The organism is Caballeronia sp. HLA56 (genome assembly GCF_054655155.1).
Genome location: NZ_BAAHOB010000001.1, coordinates 1,058,509 through 1,077,565, shown reverse-complemented (window position 1 = coordinate 1,077,565; position 19,057 = coordinate 1,058,509). Strand labels below are relative to the sequence as shown.

Genomic DNA, 19,057 nt, shown 5'->3' with positions numbered 1-19,057 from the left:
GAGTGACAGCAAGTCCAATGCCATCGCCGGCAGACGCTGGTGCGGCCGACTACTCGCTCGTCTGAACACGGACCATGCAAGTAAATACTGCATGGCTGCGTAAATAAGCTGCGAAAACGCGTCGGCAAAGATGACGCGAACATGGCTGTTTCGCCCGGCGAGCGCCATATGGCGCACTTTGTGACGCTTCGATCATCGAGCGCGCCTCAAAATATTCGCTCGACGTCAGCCGCCATTCGCCGTGGCTCGACATGTTTGAAACACCTATCCAACCCATGCCATCCGATACGAATCGCTATCACGAGGCGGCTGCGTTCTATTCGAACGGACGCTACGCCGAAGCGCTGGAGACGCTCGCGCCCTTGGTCCTCGACGCCGACGCGCTCAATCTCGCCGCTGTCTGCGCCTATCGACTCGAACGTCACGACGAAGCGGAGCGCTACTGGCTGCGCGCAATCGATGCGCGTCCCGACGACGCCGGGATGCGCAACAACCTGGCGAATCTGTTCAACGAGTTGCAGCGTTATCGTGAAGCGGAAACGCTTTATCGGAACGCGCTCGAAATTCTTCCGGACTATCCGGTCGCGCATTACAACCTCGCGAACGTGCTTGATCGGCAAGGGCGCGCGGATGAAGCCGAGGAGGGTTATCGTCGCGCGCTCGCGCTCAAACCCGATTTCGCCGAGGCTCATGCGAATCTTGCCGCGTTGCTCGCGCGCACGAACCGGTTGCCGGAGGCCGAGGCTGAGTATCGCCACGCGATCGATGCACAGCCTGCCTTTGCCGAAGCACGAAATAACCTTGGCAACGTGCTTCGGACCTTGGGTAAGCTCGGCGAGGCGCGCGCACAGTTCGAGCACGTGCTTGCCGCACGGCCCGACTGGGCGGACGCGCATCTGAACTTCGGCAACGTCTTGAAAGATGCCGGGCTCGTTGTCGATGCCGAGCATGCGTATCGGCGGGCTGTCGGCTTGCGGCCGGACTACGCGGCGGCGTACACCAATTTGGGCATCGTGCTTGGGGAACAAGGGCGGCTCGCCGAGGCGGAAGTCGCGTATCGTCATGTCGTCGACCTTGCGCCGCAAGACGCCGATGCGCATTTCAATCTCGCCGATGCGATCTACGACGTAAGCGCTCACGGCCGTTTCGACCGCCTGCACGAAGCGCAAGCCGCGTATGAAAAAGCCTTGGCCATACGGCCGGATTTCATCGCGGCGCATTTGCATCTGGGCAACGTGTATCGTGAGGACGAAACACGTCTCGCCGAAGCGGAAGCAACCTTCCGGCACGTGCTGTCGATCGATCCGGAGTGCGTCGATGCGCAGATGAATCTGGCCACCTTGCTGCTCGGCACGGGCCGTTATGAACAAGGATGGCCGCTCTTCGAGGCTCGCTGCGACGAGCGCTTCGCGCAGCGCGGCGCGCTTCCGCCAGCTTTGCCGGGTCCGCGCTGGCAGGGCGAAGCGTTGACGGGCAAGACACTCATCGTGATGGCCGAGCAAGGTTTCGGCGACACCATTCAGTTCAGCCGTTACCTTCCTGAACTCAAGGTGCGTGGGCTAGATCGTCTGACGGTGGTCTGCCCGCCGGCCTTGGTCGCGTTGATCGGCGCGATGGATTGCGTGGACGCATGCATCGCGCCGGCCGATCTGCACGCGCTACCGGCCCACGACTACAGTTGCTTCCTGATGAGCCTGCCTTTCCTCATGGGGACGACGCTCGCGACTATTCCATCGACCGTTCCTTATCTGCGAGCACCGCGCGAAAAGGTCGAGTTCTGGCGCGCCCGGTTGCCCGCGGGCACGTTGAAAGCAGGCATTGCCTGGACAGGCGAGCCGCGTCCGGGACTGCGCGACGCCTTTGCCGCTTTCAGCCGCCGCTGGCTCGCCGCGCGTCAATGCGAGCGCTTGCTGACCTTGCCCGGCGTGCACTTCGTCAGTCTTCAGAAGGGCGCGACGGCGCGCGCGGAATGTGCCGCGCTGCCCGACGCCTGGCGTTTGTCCGACCCGATGAACGAAGTCGCCGATTTCGCCGATACCGCCGCGCTCATCGAATCGCTGGATCTCGTCATGAGCGTGGATACATCCGTGGCGCATCTCGCGGGCGCGCTTGGCAAGCCGCTGTGGATACCACTGTGCTCGAACGCTTGCTGGCGCTGGCTCGCCGGACGCGACGACTCCCCGTGGTATCCGACCGCGCGGCTTTTTAGACAGCAAGCGCCCGGAGATTGGGACGATGTGATCGAGCGCGTCGCCGATGCGCTGACCGTCTGGCAACGCGACACTCAGCTACGCGGATAACTGCCCGGTACGCCGCGCGCCGAACGCGCCGGCCCGTATGGATCGGGATTGCCATAGCGCGGGATGGTGCCATCGGCGCGAGCGCGTGCAAGGTCCGCGCGGACTTCGGCGCGCGAAAGCGGCGTGTTGGCGGCCATCGTCATGGGCGTAGGCATCGGCATGGCTTGAGGTGCGGCGGCCGGGTCCATTGTCTGCGCCGATGCCGCAGCGCTCAGGGCGAATGCTGCAAGGGCGGCCAAGCGGATCGCTGGTTTCATCGTCGTTCTCCTGAGCGGTGCGAAGCGGTGAGCGAATGCCTATCTATACGCGCTTCGGCGACAAACAGATGAATAGCGATGAATAAGCACGACGGCAACTAACCGTCTTTCGTGCCAGCGTCTGCAAAGACGGGCTTTGCGTTGCAAGGGCGCAAAAGAAAAAGCCGGCAGCGCCGGCTTCCCATGCAAGCCATGCCGTTGGCAAATGCTCAAAGATCCGCCGGATACGGCGCCTTCAGCCACTTCGTCGAAAGCGTGTTGAGCGTGCCGTCTTTTTTCGCTTGAACGATCGCCGCATCGACTTCCTTCAAAAGTCGGGGCTCGTCCTTGTTCAATCCGACATGATCCGGCGAACTGAACAACTGAAACTTCTGCTCGGGCTGCACGGGCGGATTACGCGCGATGATCGTTGCGCCAACATCGTTGCCGACTACCAGCAATTGCGCTTGTCCGGCCAGAAACGCGGAGATCGCGCCGTTCGGGTCTTCGAAACGCTTGATATTGGCCGTGCGAGGTGCGACCTTGCTCACGCTCAAGTCTTCGAGCGTGCCGCGCGCCACCGCTACCGACTTGCCCGCGAGATCGGCGGTCGTCTTCACCGCCAGCGACTTCGGTCCGAACACCGCCAGATAGTACGGTGCATAAGGCCGCGAGAAATCGATCACCTTTTCGCGCTCGGGCGTCTGACCGACCGAGAGCAGCAAGTCGGCCTTGTGCGTGGCGAGATAAGCCATGCGGTTTTCGCCGGTGATCGGCACGAACTCGACTTTCGCCTTGAGCGCGCGCGCCAGGTATTCGCCCATCTCGATGTCGTAGCCTTGCGGCTTCATGTCCGGGCCGATAGAGCCGAACGGCGGATAGTCCATGAATACGCCGATGCGCACCACGCCGTTTTTCTGGATGGTGTCGAGCGTGTCCGCATGGGCGAACGAGACGGCGAGGGCGAACGAAGCGGCGAGCAGGCCGCGCAGAAACCGCGAGAGGCGAAGCGTCATGGTGGGGATCGAAAGGTGAGGGGATCGACGCACTCTAGGCACGCCAAAATCCCCTCACAATCGAAATCTGCGCATGCCAGCCATGTCGCGTGCGCATGGCTGGCTGGTAGAGCGACTTCCTCAGGCTTCGCTTTCCATGATCCGGTCGATCAGCCGCGCGTTCTCTCCCGCCGAACCGATGCCCGCGTGCCGCGCCATTGGCACGAAGAAATGCGTGGCAATAGGCAGCTTCGAGCGCGACAGCCAGTTGCTCAGATGAGTCGCGAGCCTGCGCGCCGGTGTCTTCAGTTCCTCGCGCAGCACGGCGGGCAGCTTGTCGAAGTGACGCATGTCGGTCTGATACGGCTCGGGCGCGACGCATAACGCGTTCGGGCGGCCATCGACATCGGCGGGCAGGCGTTCCAGCGCCTCGTGCAACAGCGCGACGCCGAGACCCTCGCCGCGCCACGGCTTGCGCACTTCCCACAGGCTGATATAGATCACGCGATGCGCATTGAACACTTCGCACAGCCGTTCGGGACCGAGCGCCTCGGTGGCCGCGAGCGCGAGCGACAGCATTTCGCCGGAATAGGTGTCGAGCGTATAGACGAGATCGGCGCTGCTGTGAAGCGGCGGCACCTTGACGAGTTGAAGCTTGACCGCGGCCGCGACGATATCGCTGCCCGCCTCGTGGAACACGGCAAAGGCGGTGCCAAGCCGTTCGTCGTCGACTTGCGGATACTCGTGGCGATACGTCATCGTGAAGAGAAACGGCCCGATCTTCTCGCGATACGCGAGCGGCCGGTCGACGTCGTAATCGGCGGCGCCTTCGAGGCCGTAGGGATCGTAATCGCGCTTTTCACGCCGTTCCGCCGAGGCGAGCACGGCGAGCGGTCGGCGCGATTCCGGCACGAGATCTTCTGGCAAGCCTTCCCAGTTGAGCCGCAAAAATTCGCGGCTGCCGCGATAGTGCGTCTCGAAGAGAGAGAGAATCTGTTCGCTCGCCACCGGGTCGAGAATGCGTTGCGCGCATTCCACCGCGCGGTCGAGGAGTTGATCGGCCTCGGCGGGATCGGGCGCGAGGGCCGGTTCGTGCGCCTGCGGCATGGCCGGCAAGCCGCGCGCGATGCGGTCCCGATGCGCCAGTTCGAGCCATTCGTCGGCGGCGCGTTCGGCGATATGACCCGCCGCGATACGATAGCCTGTCAGCACGATCGACTGACCGGTCTGGCCGAGCGGGAAGACGTACTCGTCGGACATCGCTTCCTCGACCGTCACGTCGCGAAAGGTTTCGCGCAGGGCGGGCGCGTTGGCTGCCGAGTTGAAGCGATCGTGCGAGAGCACATGCGCGACGAGATCGGACGCGGCTGGGCCGGATTCGGATGCCACGCCGGGCAGTAGCTTAAGGAGTGACAAGGTGGGAGTCGTGCTCGATGTGCTCATGGGTGCCGCCCGTGCCTGATGGTTGCTGTGGGTTGCTGTCGGTCGCTGTCGATTGCCGCAGGTCGCAGGTCGCAGTCGCGAAGGGCTATCGTAACAAACACGGGGGCGGATCGGTGCCGGCGGTGCAGTGCGGCAAGACGGAACATTCAAGGAGTCGCTCGATGAATCAGCAAACTGAAGCAATCGATGAAACCGTGACGCACGAAGGCGGCTGCGCGTGCGGCGCATTCCGGTTCCGCGCGATAGGCCGACCGTTGCGCGTCGGCATGTGCCATTGCATGACGTGCCGGCGCGTGCACGGCTCGGCGTTCGGCTCCTACGTCATCTATCACCGCGGCAACGTGGAGTTTTCCGGCCGCACATCGACGTGGCGCAGCTCCGACGAAGGCAGGCGTCATTTCTGTCCCGAATGCGGCTCCGTGGCGTACATGGAGTACGTGACGCGTGACGAAGTCGATGTGCCGCTCGGCGCGTTCGATCTGACCGGCGTTTTCGAGCCGGCCTACGAACTCTGGTGCCGAGCATCGCGAGCCCTGGCTGCCTCAAGGCGTGCGCAAGGAGTACGCGCAAGAGCGAACGGGTTAGCCGTTGCCGCGACCCATTCTTGCGGGTCGGCGCGCGCGGCATCATCGTTGCCGACCGAGACAAAAAGCAGCCCGAAGGCAAATAACTAACTTCGATATCGAGACACGCTTTGTCCTGCCGGAACTGCATCCTTCAATCAACGGTCCGAGCAATTGCAATCGATTGCGGAAAATAAGACGATATGCGGCGCGCACGTTTTTCAGAGCGAAAGCATCGAAAGAAACGACATGCGCCGGATGCGCCAAGCAGCAGGATCGGGCCTAAAACGAATTGCCAACGAGGAGCATCGACACCATGGCAAAGCAACCGGTAAGCGGCAGCGGCAAGAGCAACCCCGAAGACGCACAGTGCGTCGGCGCGTGCGATCCTGGCGAGCAGATCGAAGTCATCGTCATGCTGCGCCGCAAGGACGAAGCAGCGTTTGATCAGATGATGAAGCACATCGAAGCCGGCGACGCCCCGGCGCAGTCCGTGACCCGCGCGGACTTCGGAAAGCGCTTCGGCGCGTCGCAGGAAGACGTCGACAAGGTCAAGAAGTTCGCCGAGCAATACGGCCTCACGGTGGTGCGCGCCGAAGCGGAAACGCGCAGTGTCGTGCTCAAGGGCACCATCGAGCAGTTTCAGAAGGCGTTCGACGTGAAGCTCGAACGTTTCCAGCATCACAACATGGGCGAGTATCGCGGCCAGGCGGGACCCGTTCATGTTCCCGACGAAGTGCACGACGCCGTCACCGCCGTGCTCGGCCTCGACAGCAAGCCGCAAGCGCGTCCGCATTTCCGTTTCCGGCCGCCGTTCAAACCGGCGCGCGGCCTTACGGCATCGTCGTTTTCGCCGCTCGATCTCGCGCAACTCTATGACTTCCCGGAAGGCGACGGCGCGGGGCAATGCATCGCGATCATCGAACTCGGCGGCGGTTACAAGACTAGCGACCTGACGGCGTACTTCTCGAAGCTCGGCGTGAAACCGCCGAAAGTGGTGTCGGTCGGCGTGGACGACGCGAAGAACGCGCCCACGGGCAATCCGAATGGTCCGGACGGCGAAGTGACGCTCGACATCGAAATCGCCGGAGCGGTCGCGCCGGGCGCGCGCATCGCGGTGTATTTCGCGCCGAATAGCGACGCAGGCTTCGTCGATGCCGTCAATCGCGCCATTCACGACGACACCAACCAGCCGTCTGTGGTGTCCATCAGTTGGGGCGGACCGGAATCGAACTGGTCGGCGCAATCCATCGGCGCGTTCAACGACGTGCTGCAAAGCGCGGCGGCGCTCGGCGTCACGGTATGCGTGGCATCGGGCGACAGCGGTTCGACCGACGGCGTCGGCGACGGCGCGGATCACGTCGATTTCCCGGCATCCAGTCCCTACGTGCTCGGCTGCGGCGGCACGAGCGTCGCGGCATCCGCGCAGAAGATCACGAAGGAAGTCGTGTGGAACGACGGCGATCAGGGCGGATCGGGTGGCGGCGGTGTGAGCGGCGTGTTCGCGCTGCCTTCGTGGCAGAAAGGGCTGAGCGTCGCGCATGCCGGCGGCGAGACGACGGCGCTCGCCAAGCGCGGCGTGCCGGATGTATCGGGCGACGCGTCGCCGCAAAGCGGCTACGAAGTGCTGATCGACGGCGAGCAGACGGTCGTCGGCGGCACGAGCGCGGTCGCGCCTTTGTGGGCCGCGCTGATCGCTCGCATCAACGCGATCAACGGTTCCCCCGCGGGCTTCATCAATCCGAAGCTGTACAAGGCGAAGGGCGCGTTCCACGACATCACGCAAGGCGATAACGGCAGTTTCGCGGCAGCGGCGGGATGGGATGCCTGCACGGGGCTTGGCAGCCCGGACGGCGCGAAGATCGCGGCGGCGCTCAAACCCGCGAAGAGCACGAGTTGAGACGGGCAGTGACAGTGAACAACAACCACGATGACGATTCTGGAGCGTTCAAGATGAACTCCGATCCACTGGCAGCAGCAGGCGCAGACAAACCCGAAGAACCGGCGCACGGCAACGCGCACGCAGCGGCGAAGAAAACGCCGAAGAGCAAGGATCAGCCGTACTTCGATCCCGTCGCCTACGGCAACGGTCCCGACGATTCCGTCGAGGCGACCGAAGCCGACGAAAACGCCGCGATCACGCACCATAGCGTGACCGTGGGCGGCGAGAAGATCGCTTACACGGCTACGGTCGGCCACCTCGTGACGGTGGACCCGAGCAGCAGCAAGCCGGATGCGAAGATGTTCTATGTCGCCTTCACGAAGGACGGCGCAAAGGAAGAACAACGGCCGCTCACGTTCTTCTATAACGGCGGGCCGGGCTCGTCCTCGGTGTTCGTGCTGCTCGGTTCGTTCGCGCCGCGCCGAATCAAGACCGCCATGCCGAGCTTCACGCCGCCCGCGCCCTACGAGATGGAAGACAACGCGGACAGTCTTATCGACAAGAGCGATCTGATTTTCATCAATCCCGTGGGAACGGGCTATTCCGCCGCCATCGCGCCGAACAAGAACCGCGACTTCTGGGGCGTGGATCAGGATGCGGATTCGATCAAGCAGTTCATCAAGCGCTATCTGACGAAGAACAACCGCTGGAACTCGCCCAAGTTCTTGTTTGGCGAATCGTATGGCACGGCGCGCAGCTGCGTCCTGGCGTACCGGCTGCATGAAGATGGCGTCGATCTGAACGGCATCACCCTGCAATCGTCGATTCTCGATTATCGCCAGGCGGGCAACCCCGTCGGCGCGCTGCCTACCGCCGCGGCGGATGCGTGGTATCACAAGAAGCTCGGCGTGCATCCCACGCCGACCAACCTCTTGAACTTTGCCGAGGAAGTCGCGGAGTTTTCGCGCTCGGACTATCTCAACGCGTTGCGCAAGTTTCCGCAGACCGACGATGAAGTGGTCGAGAAGCTCTCCGAATACACGGGCATCGACAAGGTGACGCTGCTTGCGTGGAGTCTGGATATCGCGGCTTACGACAGCCGTGGCAATTCGCTCTTTCTGACGACGCTCCTGAAGTCGAAGGGCGAATCGCTCGGCTCGTACGACGGGCGCGTGACGGCTATTTCGACGGGCATCGCGGGCAAGATCGATCCGAACTCGGGCGGCAACGATCCGACCATGACAGCGGTGAGCGGTGTCTACACGACCATGTGGAACAGCTATCTCAACGAGCAGTTGAAGTTCACGTCCACTTCGTCATTCACGGACCTGAACGACCAGGCTTTCCTCAACTGGGACTTCAAGCATACGGACCCGACCGGCGAACAGAAGGGACTGGATTCGAAAGGCAACGTCGTGCTCTATACAGCGGGCGATCTAGCCGCCGTGATGGCGCTCAACGTGGATCTCAAGGTCTTGTCCGCGAACGGCCTATATGACTTCGTGACGCCGTTTTATCAGACCATCATCGACCTTCAGCAGATGCCGTTGATCAACAGCGTCGTCAGGCAGAATCTTTCCGCGGCGTTTTATCCATCGGGACATATGGTTTATCTCGACGGAGCATCGCGCACGCAACTGAAGGCGGATCTCGCGAAGATGTACAACGAGGCCACGTCGAACCATGCGGCCATGACGCGCATCATTTCCTTGCAGAAGGTAACGGCGGAGAAGGCATTGTCGCCAGCGAGTACCGGTGTCTGATAGTCACAAGCGGGCGAGGCTTCGGCTTCGCCCGTCGCGCCCCGCCGGGCGTCCCGCTGCAAGCGGAAACCCTATCTCCTTCGGGAACAAGGCTTGCGAATGGCCCGAGAGGCTAAAAGCAATCTTCCCCAAGGAGTCCCCTCAAATGGCAACAAAGAAGCAACCCACGAATAGCACCGCGCGTCCGCCTTCGCAGAGCCCGAACGCGACCAACAAGAAGATCGAATCGCTCGAAGCCTTCCGCAGCGATGCAACGAATCAAGCCCTGACCACGAACCAGGGTGTAAAAGTCTCCGATAACCAGAACACGCTGCGCGTTGGAGCGCGCGGTCCGTCGCTGCTCGAAGACTTCATCATGCGTGAAAAAATAACGCACTTCGACCACGAGCGTATTCCGGAGCGCATTGTTCATGCGCGCGGTTCGGCGGCGCATGGCGTGTTCAAGGTGTACGAGTCGCAAGCCGACTTGACCAAGGCCGGTTTCCTGCAAGACCCGTCGAAAGAGACGCCGGTCTACGTGCGCTTCTCAACCGTGCAAGGCTCGCGCGGTTCCGCCGATACCGTGCGCGACGTGCGCGGCTTCGCGGTCAAGTTCTACACCGACGAAGGCAACTTCGATATGGTCGGCAACAACATGCCCGTGTTCTTCATCCAGGACGCGATCAAGTTTCCCGACTTCGTGCACGCCGTCAAACCGGAGCCGCATAACGAGATTCCGCAAGGCGCGTCGGCGCATGACACCTTCTGGGATTTCGTCTCGCTCGTGCCCGAGTCGGCGCATATGGTGATGTGGGCGATGTCCGACCGCGCCATTCCCAAGAGTCTGCGCACCATGGAAGGCTTCGGCATTCACACGTTCCGTTTCGTGAACGCGGAAGGCAAGGGGCGCTTCGTCAAGTTCCACTGGCGGCCGACCATCGGTTCGGCTTCGCTCTTGTGGGACGAAGCGCAGAAGATCGCGGGTAAGGATGCCGATTACCATCGCCGCGATTTGTGGGAAGCCATCGACAAGGGCAACTATCCCGAGTGGGAACTGGGCGTGCAGATTGTCGAGGAAGAGGACGAGCACAAGTTCGACTTCGATCTGCTCGATCCGACCAAGATCATTCCCGAGGAACTCGTGCCGCTCAAGATGATCGGCAAGATGACGCTCAACCGCAATCCCGACAACTTCTTCGCGGAAACCGAGCAGGTCGCGTTCTGTCCGGGACATATCGTGCCGGGCATCGACTTCACGAACGACCCGCTCCTGCAAGGACGTCTTTTCTCCTACACCGATACGCAGATCAGCCGTCTGGGCGGCCCGAACTTCCACGAGTTGCCGATCAACCGCCCGATCGCGCCGCTGCATAACGGTCAACGCGACGCGATGCATCGCCAGACCATCGACAAGGGTCAGGCTTCCTACGAGCCAAATTCGATCGATGGCGGCTGGCCGAAGGAAACGGCGCCGGCAGCATCGGGCGGCGGCTTCGAAACCTACACGGAACGCGTGGACGGCGAGAAGATTCGCGTGCGCAGCCCGTCGTTTGCCGACCATTTCTCGCAAGCAACGCTCTTCTGGAACAGCCAGACGCAGCCGGAGAAGGATCACATCGTCGGCGCGTATTCGTTCGAGTTGAGCAAGGTAGAGCGCAAGTTCATTCGCGAACGCGAACTTGCTCTGCTCGCGAACATCGACGAGGTATTGGCCGCGCGCGTCGCGGAAAATCTCGGCATGCCCGCGCCCAAGAAAAACGCGAGCCCGGAGCAACTCGGCAAGTCGTCGGTGACGGAATCGCCGGCGCTGTCGATCATCGCCAAGGCCGTGCCGTCGATCAAGACGCGCAAGGTCGCGATTCTCGCCGCGAAGGGCGCGGATGCCGCGAGCATCAAGGCCGTCAAGGAAGCGCTCGCGGCGGGCGGCGCGCAAGCGCTCGTGATCTCGCCGACGCTCGGGTTCCCTGCCGAAGGTATCGAAGCGGACGCCACCATCCTCGGCATGCCGTCCATCATGTTCGACGGAATGATCATCGCGGACGGCAAGGCAAGCGCCAAGACGCTGTCCGAATCCGGCGACGCGCGCCACTTCGTGCTCGAATCGTTCAAGCATCTGAAGGCGATCGGCGCGATTGGCGACGGCGAGGATGTGCTTGCCGCATCGCATCTGCCTGGCGGCGATGAAGGCGTGGTCGTCGGCAGCGACGCGAAGACCGTGCTCAAGACGTTCATCGAAGCACTGGGCAAGCATCGCGTGTGGTCGCGCGCGCAGAAGGCGGAGTCGGTGCCCGCGTAATCGTCCGGCAGCACGCGTTTCGCGCCGTGCAACGCAGGGCGCGTGCGTGGGCGCGCCGGCGATAGGCGCGCCGGCGCGTTTTTGAGACACTGGCCGCACCGCTCGATTTCGGGGGTGCGGCTTGTTTCATTCTGCGATTCGTCGAGCTGACGAAACACGGCGACAGCGTTCGCGCCGTTTGCTGTGGACGCTTTGTGTGCTGCTCGGCTGTTGGCTCGGCGATGCCTTCGCGGCACCGCCGCTGATCGTCGGCGCGGTGCCGGGCATGGTTCCGCCGCTCGAACTGGCCGTGTCTGGCGCGCCATCCGATTCGTCGGCGTTGCGCGGCATCTCGGTCGATGTTCTGAACGCCATTTCCGAGCCGCTCGGCATGACGCCGCAATGGCGCCTGTATCCGGGTCGTCCCGCGATGCTGGCCGCGCTCGAACGCGGCGAGATCGACATGGCGACGAGTTCGGCGGGCTTCGATGCCGGTGCGCCGCTCGAACTGAGCCATTCGTATTTTCCGGTGAAGCCGGTGTATTTCGCGCCGCTCGCGGCACATACGCCGACGCATCGGCTCGCTTATGTCGACACGCAGATGGACCCCGCGCGGTTGCATGCGGCGTATCCGTCCTTGCAGCCGGAGGCGTATCCGGATGTGCTCGCCGCCGCGCTGGCCGTCTCGCTCGGCCGTGCCGACGGCTTCGTCGGCGACGTGACGACCGCCGTGTATGTCATCAGTCATCTGGACTTGCCGAATATCGGCGCGCGCGGTTTCACTCCGTTCGATGCAGACGGCTATCGCTTTGCTTTCGCAGCCAACCGGCCGGCCGCGCGCGCATTGCGTGAGCGTGTCGATGCCGCGCTGGCGCAGTTGCCGCCGAATTTCCTGCTGACGATGAACGCGCGCTGGTACGTTTCGATGACCGCGGTGACGCTGGATCGTCCGCTCGACTTGACACCCGAGCAGCGCGCGTGGATCAAGGCGCATCCAGTCGTGCATTACTCGATGCTTTCGCAAATTCCGCCGCTCATGTTCCGCAATTCGCACGGCGAACCTGCGGGTCTCGCCGCCGACCTGCTCGATGTAATCTCGCGGGGAACGGGCTTGCGCTTCGAGGCGCGTATGCGCGGTTCTTTGTCTCAGATTGCCGCCGACCTGACGAGCGGCAAGTCCATGTTCACGCCCTACGGCGTTTCCCCCGCATGGCAACCGGTGCCGCTCACGGCGTCCGTGCCGTTCGGCGAGAGCCTGGTCGGCATCGTCACGCGTGCGGGTCAGGCGCCCCTGCGCGATGAGACCGCGCTCGCGAACAAGCGGGTGGCGCTCCCGGCCGGGATTTCGGCCCTGGCGTTGAAGCGTGAATTCGTGCGGCATCTGCGCATCGTCGAGATGCCGTCATTCGACGCGCAGTTCAGCGCGGTCGTGAACGGCGATGCCGACGCGGCTCTGGTCGATCTGACGCTCGCCAATTACGCGGTCGCCAATCCTTACCGCGGCAAGCTCGTGGTGAGCGGCGTGCTTTCCGGCAAACCGCTCGAGCAAGGCTTTTTCGTCTTGCGCAATGAGCCGATCTTGCTCGGCATCATCAACGACGCGATTGGCCATCTTCGCGCTTATCAACTCGAAGCGCTGCGCGGGCGCTGGCGGCTTGGCGATCATCCTGAGACGTTATGGGAGCGCCGCCGTCCGCAAGTCGAGGTAGGCGCGCTGCTTGGCGGTGCGCTGGTTTTCGCGCTGATCGGCTGGGCGGTGTCACTGCGAACACAGATCGTGCGCCGGATTGCCGCCGAACAGGCAATGCGCGCGGCGAAGGAGGAAGCCGAAACGGCGAACCGCGCCAAGTCGACGTTCCTCGCCACCATGAGCCACGAAATCCGCACGCCGATGAACGCGGTGCTCGGCCTCATCGAACTTGAACTGCGCGCGCCCGGCGAACGCGCCGCGACCGAACGCGCGCTCGGCACGGCGCATCGCGCGGCGGCGGATTTGCTCGGCATGATCGACGATCTGCTCGACGTCGCGAAAATCGAAGCCGAGCGGCTGGTGCTCACGCCCGCGCCGCTCGAACTCGAAACGTGGATGACGAGCGTGGCCGCGATATACGAGCCCGCCGCGCGCGCCAAGGGCATCGCGTTGATCGTGCGCCGCGCGGATTCGGGCGAAGCCTGGTTGCTTGCCGACGGGCAGCGTTTGCGGCAGGTCGTCGGCAATCTGCTATCGAACGCGATCAAGTTCACGGATATCGGGGCGGTGACGCTCGACTACCGTGTAGACGCGCCACAGGGCGGCACGCGGGCGCTGACATTCGCGGTCGCGGACACGGGCGTGGGCATCGCGCCCGAGCGGCAAGGCGCGCTTTTCACGCCGTTCGTGCAGGCACACGATGGCGGCGCGCGCCGCTATTCGGGCACGGGCCTTGGCCTCACCATCTGCAAGCGGCTCGTCACGATGATGGGCGGCGAGATCACGCTCGAAAGCGAGCCGGGACGCGGCACACGCTTTACGGTCTGCGTGAGCTTGCCGGAGGCGTCGTCGTCCAAAGCGGGACGCGCGCCGGAGCACGCATCGGTGGCTCCAACCGGCGCGACGCTCGCGGGCTTGCGGGTACTCGTCGTCGACGATCATCCGGCGAACCGGATCGTGCTCGAAGGGCAGATCAGGCTGCTCGGCGGCGCGCCGCAACTTGCCGTCGATGGCCGCAGCGCGCTCGTCCGCTATCGCGGCGATCCATCCGCGTTCGATGTGATCCTTACCGATTGCTCGATGCCCGAAATGAGCGGCGAGGAACTCGCGCAGGCGATCCGCGGGGACGAAGGCGCGCGCGTGCAAAAGGCGCGGCCGTTGCCTGTCGTCGGCCTCACGGCGAACGCGCAACCGGAGGCGGCGCAACGCGCGGTCGCGGCAGGCATGACGATGTGCCTCGTGAAGCCCATCTCGCTCGACGGCCTGCGCGATGCGCTCGTCGCGGCGACCGAAGGTGTAGCGCGGCGAAGCGGGCCGGTGCGGGAGAAAGCGGCAGAAGTCTTCGACAGCGCGCTTGTCGCGAGTTACGGCGATCAGGCCGCGACGCTCGCCGGCACCCTCAAATCCGCGCATGCGCAAGACCTGATCGACGCCGAGACCGCGTTCGATGCTTGCGACCACGCGCTCTTGCGCGACATCGCGCATCGCATGAAAGGGGCGGCGTCGCTGGTCGGCGCCGTGCGCTTCACCGATGCATGCGTCGCCTTGCAGCACGTATGCGATCGCGCCATCGACGAAGACCGCAACGGCGAGGACGACGCCAGCATCGCGGTCGCTTACGGCTCCTTTCATGCCGAGGCGCTTGCGCTCGGCCGCGCGCTCGACGCCGCGCTTGCGTCTTCGAGTGCGGCGAGTGCGGCGCAGACCTTGCCGCACGCATCCACGGATCGGCGCGCGGACTTTTGAGCCACAGCGCGATGCACGCCTTTGGTGTGTTCTAATGCGATTGTTCAATATCTCAAAAATAAGCGGCGTCGCATTGGCCGCATGATGAATTGCACTTCCGAGGCATGGATCGAAGGGATATACCCATCTTCAAGCGACGCTTCGCGCGTCACGCTTATGCGACCGCTGCCGCTCGTCCCGCGCGCGCGGCGTTTGGCGCGCTCCTGATCACGCTCAATGGCGCGCTCATGGTGTGGCCTGCAAGCTCGCGGGCGCAGCGTCCCGATTGGCTCGATCCGCATGTCACGCAGTCGACCATCGTCGAGACGATCTGCGTGCCGGGTTATGTCGATCGCGTGCTGCCGTCGTTCGAGACGCAGATGCGCCAGAAAGAAAAACTGCTCAAGCAACGTGGCATCGATGCTTCGTTCGCATCCGAATATGCGCTGGATCATCGCATGCCCGTATTGCTCGGCGGCTTGCCCAATGCGCCCGCGAATCTCGATCTGCGCCGCTGGGAAGGCCGTGCCGGACAGCGCCGCAAGGAGCGGCTCGCGGTCTATCTCAAACGCTGTGTCTGCACCGGCGACATGACGCTGAAGGATGCGCAGTCGACCATGTCCGGCGACTGGCCGAACCGCTATCCGAATCTGTCCAGCATGACGTGCGGCGCGTTCTCGGGCCCATCGACGGAATGAACTTTGCTGCGCCAGATGCAACGAACGAAGCCGGTGCGCGTCTTTGCCTGCATCGGTTCTTGAATGTTCTGGGCTGGGCGATCGATATGGATTGCCAGGCTTGAGTCTGGTCAGGCAAGGCGGATTAATCAATGCATCTGGCAGGGAAAAGAGAAACAGCATTTGGCGCGAGAGCAATCGTCGTTGGAGTGGCTGCCGCGTTTGTGGCGTATGCGGGGGCGGTGGGCGCGCAGCAGGCGCGTCTTGCGTCAGAGTCCGCTTCGGCATCTTCTTCGAATGGAAGTGCGCCGTCGGGTTCGCAGCGAAGCACATCGCCTGCGAACGTGCTCCAGGGGCACGTTACGTCGACGCCCGCATCGCCGCCGTTGATTCCAGGCGCAAGCGTGCCATCGAGTGCAAGCGCGCCCGAACGCGCATTGCCCGGCATGCCGGTGCCGATGAAGCCGCAAGTTGCTTCGGGAGCTTCGGAGGCGTCGGCGGCCTCTGCTGCCTCTGCGGCATCGACCTTGGAACCGGCATCGGCCGCGAGTGCCGCATCGGAGGCCGAGGCGCCCGAAGTCCCGCTGCCGCCCGAACCGCCCGAGCCCAACTTGGCGCAACGCCATGGCCTGCCGCCCGCCGGAGCCTTCGCCATGCGGCAGACTTTCGCGAAAGAGGTGGACCGGCGTCTCAGCGTTTCCCAAGCGGATCAGCAGGCCTACGGTCGCGTGTTGCAGCATGCGCTCGATGAAAGCGGACATGGCGATCTCGCCAATGAGTTCGTCGTGCTGGTCGATCGCAGCGCGAACGTGCAGGCGCTCATGCTTTTCTTCCGCGCGAAGCCGGCCGATGCCTGGTCGCTGATCGGCGCATCGCCGGTATCGACGGGACGGCCGGGCACTTACGATCACTTCGTCACGCCGCTCGGCGTGTTTCAGCACGTGCCGGGCAACATGGATTTTCGCGCGGAAGGCACGCTCAACGAGTTCAAGATTCGCGGATACGGCGCGCGCGACATGCGCATCTACGACTTCGGCTGGGCCGATGGCGAGCGCGGCTGGGGCAAGGGCGGCATCTCGCCGATGCGCTTCCAGATGCACGCCACCGATCCGCAGAAACTCGAACCGCTCCTCGGCATGCGCCATTCGAAAGGCTGCGTGCGCATACCGTCGACGCTCAATACTTTCTTCGATCATCGCGGCATCCTCGACGCGCAATACGAAGCCCGTGCCGCCGAAGGTCAGTCGATGTGGATACTCAAGTCCACGCGCAACGCGACGCCCTGGGCGGGTCACTTTCTGGTCGTCGTCGATACGGCGAGAAAGGCGCGTCCGGCATGGTCGCCGGGTCCGGGGAAGGCGGTGCGTGCGAATATCCCGGCGGGCGCCGATACGGCCGATTGACGGCTATTTCGCCCGCGCCAGCAACACGCCCACGAGCGCCACCCCGAACCCCGCGATCTGCGCCGGCCCGAGCGTTTCGCCAAACGCCAGATAGCCTTCGATCGCGGCAAGCGGCGGCGCGAGAAACAGCAGCGCGGTGGCACGCGAGGCATCGCCACGGCGGACCATCCACACGAAAAGCGTGGTCGCGGCACCCGAGAGCATCACGATGCCCCATCCAAGCGAAACCCAAGTCGTCGCCGAAGCAATGAAGCGATGTTCCCCAAGCGCGAAAATCAGCAGTAACGCGACGAGCGCGGCGCCCGCATTCTGCAGCGCGCTCGCGCTGCGGATATCGGCGCGTGCCAGCGAGCTCTTCTGATACAGCGTGCCCGCGGTAATCGCCAGGACGGCGAGCAGCGCCGCCATGACGACGAGCCATGAAGGCGCGGCTCCGTGTGTCGATGACGCATGACCCGTCATCACCTTCGGCGCAAGCACGAGCGCCACGCCAGTGAGCCCCAGCACGAGCCCGCTCCATGCACGCGGCGACAGACGTTCGCCGAAGAAGCGCGCGGCAAACGCAGCGGTCAGAAGCGGTTGCAACGCGCCGAGCAGCGCCATGATGCCCGCAGTCAGCCCCTGTGCGACGGCCCAATAACCCGCGCCCAGATAAACGCCTTGCAGCAGCGCGCCTGCAAGCAGATGCCGTAGAACATCGGCGCCTTTCGGCCAGCTTGCCTGGCTTGCGAGCGCCACGACGACAAACAGCAACGCCGTGCCGCAGAAGCGCGCGAACAGGTACACGTTCGGATCGACGTAAGGGGTAATCGCGCGCGCGACGATAAAGCCTGTCGACCAGAGTAGGACGAAGACCGGCGCGGCCAGAAAGGAGAGCATCGTCAATCAGGCGTTTGGCGGAAAGGCCGAAGTATGCGGATGTGCGTGCACCGCGTCTTGTCCAATCCTGCACCGCTTACGGCATTCACGTGTCTGTCACACGGCTCTGCAATGCTTCGACACCAGCGCAGCACCCGAGCCGCGTCACCTTATCTCATCGGATCGATCACGAAATGACTCGCGACCTTCGCCTCGCACGCACGATGCTGCCGGCCATCGCCGCCTTGATGGCGTTTGCAACCTCGCCGGCACACGCAGCCGATGCCGTCGTCCTCTACACGGCGGACGGCCTCGAAAATCTCTACAAGGACGTGCTCCCGGCTTTCGAGAAGAAGGAAGGCGTCAAGGTCAATATCGTCACGGCGGGCAGTGGCGAAGTGGTGAACCGCGCGAGCGTCGAGAAAGATTCGCCCAAGGCGGACGTGCTCGTGACCTTGCCGCCGTTCATCCAGCAAGCATCGCAGAGCGGCCTGCTGCAGCCGTACCAGAGTGTGAACTACAAGAACGTGCCGGCTATCGCCAAGGCGAACGACGGCGCGTGGGCCACCTTCGTCAACAACTACTTTTCTTTCGCCATCAATCCGGAAGTCACGAAGAGCGCGCCGAAGACCTTCGCCGATCTCTTGCATCCGAACTACTCGGGCAAGATCGCGTATTCGAATCCGGCGACGGCGGGCGACGGCATGGCGGTCATCATCCTGACGTCGGCCCTGATGGGCGAAGACAAAGCGTTCGATTATCTGAAGTCGCTCGAACGAAGCGCGAAGTTCCATACCAAGGGCACGGGTTATCTCGATGTGCTGCTCTCGCGTAACGAGATCGCCTTCGCCAATGGCGACCTGCAAATGGATCTCGACGATGCCGCGAACGGCGGTCTGTCCATCAAGCCGCTTTTCCTGTCGCATCAGAACGGCGACGCGCCCACCACGTTCCAGTTGCCGTATGCAATCGGTCTCATCAAGAGCGGGCCGAATCAGGCAGCGGGCAAGAAGCTGATCGACTATCTGATGTCCGCGGAAGTGCAGTCGAAAGTGCCGGACATCTACGGCATTCCGGCGCGCACCGATGTCGCGCTCGGCGGCAAGAACGGCGAAGCGGTGAAGCAGGCAATTGCCGGCGTGAAGCTGATTCCGGTGGACTGGAACGAAGTCATGCAGAAGAAGGCTGGCTGGACCGAGCGCTGGAAGAATGAAGTGATCGGCCAGTCGGGCAAGGAGACCGAGGTCGTGAAGCCGAAGTCCTGACGT

Annotated in this window: 12 protein-coding genes and 1 pseudogene; 9 read left to right on the top strand and 4 right to left on the bottom strand. The window is 63.4% G+C overall.

The window, feature by feature from the left end; all coding sequences use genetic code 11:
- Window positions 1-251: 251 nt before the first annotated feature.
- Window positions 252-2,300, top strand: a complete 2,049-nt coding sequence (locus tag ACYQ47_RS04985; RefSeq protein WP_459904643.1) for a tetratricopeptide repeat protein — start codon at window positions 252-254, stop codon at window positions 2,298-2,300.
- On the opposite strand, the gene ACYQ47_RS04980 is transcribed toward ACYQ47_RS04985, so the two are convergent.
- From ACYQ47_RS04980 to ACYQ47_RS04970, 3 genes are all read right to left on the bottom strand, one after another.
- A complete protein-coding gene (locus ACYQ47_RS04980; RefSeq protein WP_459904642.1) occupies window positions 2,285-2,557 on the bottom strand; it encodes a DUF4148 domain-containing protein in 273 nt (90 codons plus the stop codon). The genes ACYQ47_RS04985 and ACYQ47_RS04980 overlap by 16 nt on opposite strands.
- Window positions 2,558-2,766: 209 nt before the next feature.
- Window positions 2,767-3,552, bottom strand: coding sequence for a transporter substrate-binding domain-containing protein (locus ACYQ47_RS04975; protein WP_459904641.1), 786 nt, complete (start codon window positions 3,550-3,552; stop codon window positions 2,767-2,769).
- Between the two features lie 120 nt (window positions 3,553-3,672).
- Window positions 3,673-4,947: an inositol monophosphatase gene (locus tag ACYQ47_RS04970; protein WP_244829303.1), complete on the bottom strand. Its 1,275-nt coding sequence runs from the start codon at window positions 4,945-4,947 to the stop codon at window positions 3,673-3,675.
- 188 nt (window positions 4,948-5,135) lie between these two features.
- On the opposite strand from ACYQ47_RS04970, the pseudogene ACYQ47_RS04965 reads away from it, so the two are divergent.
- The 7 genes and pseudogenes from ACYQ47_RS04965 (at window position 5,136) to ACYQ47_RS04935 (ending at window position 16,931) form a co-directional block, all read left to right on the top strand.
- Window positions 5,136-5,559, top strand: a pseudogene (locus tag ACYQ47_RS04965) (GFA family protein).
- Window positions 5,560-5,853: 294 nt separating this feature from the next.
- Window positions 5,854-7,437, top strand: a complete 1,584-nt coding sequence (locus tag ACYQ47_RS04960; protein ID WP_459904640.1) for a S53 family peptidase — start codon at window positions 5,854-5,856, stop codon at window positions 7,435-7,437.
- Window positions 7,438-7,490: 53 nt separating this feature from the next.
- Entirely contained in the window at window positions 7,491-9,182 is a 1,692-nt protein-coding gene (locus ACYQ47_RS04955; RefSeq protein ID WP_250510226.1) for a S10 family peptidase, read from the top strand.
- Window positions 9,183-9,327: 145 nt separating this feature from the next.
- Window positions 9,328-11,457, top strand: coding sequence for a catalase HPII (gene katE / locus ACYQ47_RS04950; RefSeq protein WP_459904639.1), 2,130 nt, complete (start codon window positions 9,328-9,330; stop codon window positions 11,455-11,457).
- A gap of 196 nt (window positions 11,458-11,653) precedes the next feature.
- Window positions 11,654-14,872: an ATP-binding protein gene (locus tag ACYQ47_RS04945; RefSeq protein WP_459904638.1), complete on the top strand. Its 3,219-nt coding sequence runs from the start codon at window positions 11,654-11,656 to the stop codon at window positions 14,870-14,872.
- A 104-nt stretch (window positions 14,873-14,976) separates the two neighbouring features.
- On the top strand, window positions 14,977-15,549 hold the full coding sequence (locus tag ACYQ47_RS04940; RefSeq protein ID WP_244829310.1) for a hypothetical protein: 573 nt from the start codon (window positions 14,977-14,979) through the stop codon (window positions 15,547-15,549).
- Between the two features lie 383 nt (window positions 15,550-15,932).
- On the top strand, window positions 15,933-16,931 hold the full coding sequence (locus tag ACYQ47_RS04935; protein WP_459904637.1) for a L,D-transpeptidase: 999 nt from the start codon (window positions 15,933-15,935) through the stop codon (window positions 16,929-16,931).
- Window positions 16,932-16,934: 3 nt separating this feature from the next.
- On the opposite strand, the gene ACYQ47_RS04930 is transcribed toward ACYQ47_RS04935, so the two are convergent.
- A complete protein-coding gene (locus tag ACYQ47_RS04930) occupies window positions 16,935-17,810 on the bottom strand; it encodes a DMT family transporter (RefSeq protein ID WP_459904636.1) in 876 nt (291 codons plus the stop codon).
- 173 nt (window positions 17,811-17,983) lie between these two features.
- Here ACYQ47_RS04930 and phnS point away from each other — a divergent pair, with 173 nt between their 5' ends.
- Window positions 17,984-19,054: a 2-aminoethylphosphonate ABC transporter substrate-binding protein gene (gene phnS, locus ACYQ47_RS04925; protein WP_244829313.1), complete on the top strand. Its 1,071-nt coding sequence runs from the start codon at window positions 17,984-17,986 to the stop codon at window positions 19,052-19,054.
- Window positions 19,055-19,057 lie beyond the last annotated feature (3 nt).

Coding starts and splice junctions, on each gene's coding strand:
- ACYQ47_RS04985 (WP_459904643.1), top strand. CDS start 252: ATGTTTGAAACACCTATCCAACCCATGCCATCCGATACGAATCGCTAT.
- ACYQ47_RS04980 (WP_459904642.1), bottom strand. CDS start 2,557: ATGAAACCAGCGATCCGCTTGGCCGCCCTTGCAGCATTCGCCCTGAGC.
- ACYQ47_RS04975 (WP_459904641.1), bottom strand. CDS start 3,552: ATGACGCTTCGCCTCTCGCGGTTTCTGCGCGGCCTGCTCGCCGCTTCG.
- ACYQ47_RS04960 (WP_459904640.1), top strand. CDS start 5,854: ATGGCAAAGCAACCGGTAAGCGGCAGCGGCAAGAGCAACCCCGAAGAC.
- ACYQ47_RS04955 (WP_250510226.1), top strand. CDS start 7,491: ATGAACTCCGATCCACTGGCAGCAGCAGGCGCAGACAAACCCGAAGAA.
- katE (WP_459904639.1), top strand. CDS start 9,328: ATGGCAACAAAGAAGCAACCCACGAATAGCACCGCGCGTCCGCCTTCG.
- ACYQ47_RS04940 (WP_244829310.1), top strand. CDS start 14,977: ATGGATCGAAGGGATATACCCATCTTCAAGCGACGCTTCGCGCGTCAC.
- ACYQ47_RS04930 (WP_459904636.1), bottom strand. CDS start 17,810: ATGCTCTCCTTTCTGGCCGCGCCGGTCTTCGTCCTACTCTGGTCGACA.
- phnS (WP_244829313.1), top strand. CDS start 17,984: ATGACTCGCGACCTTCGCCTCGCACGCACGATGCTGCCGGCCATCGCC.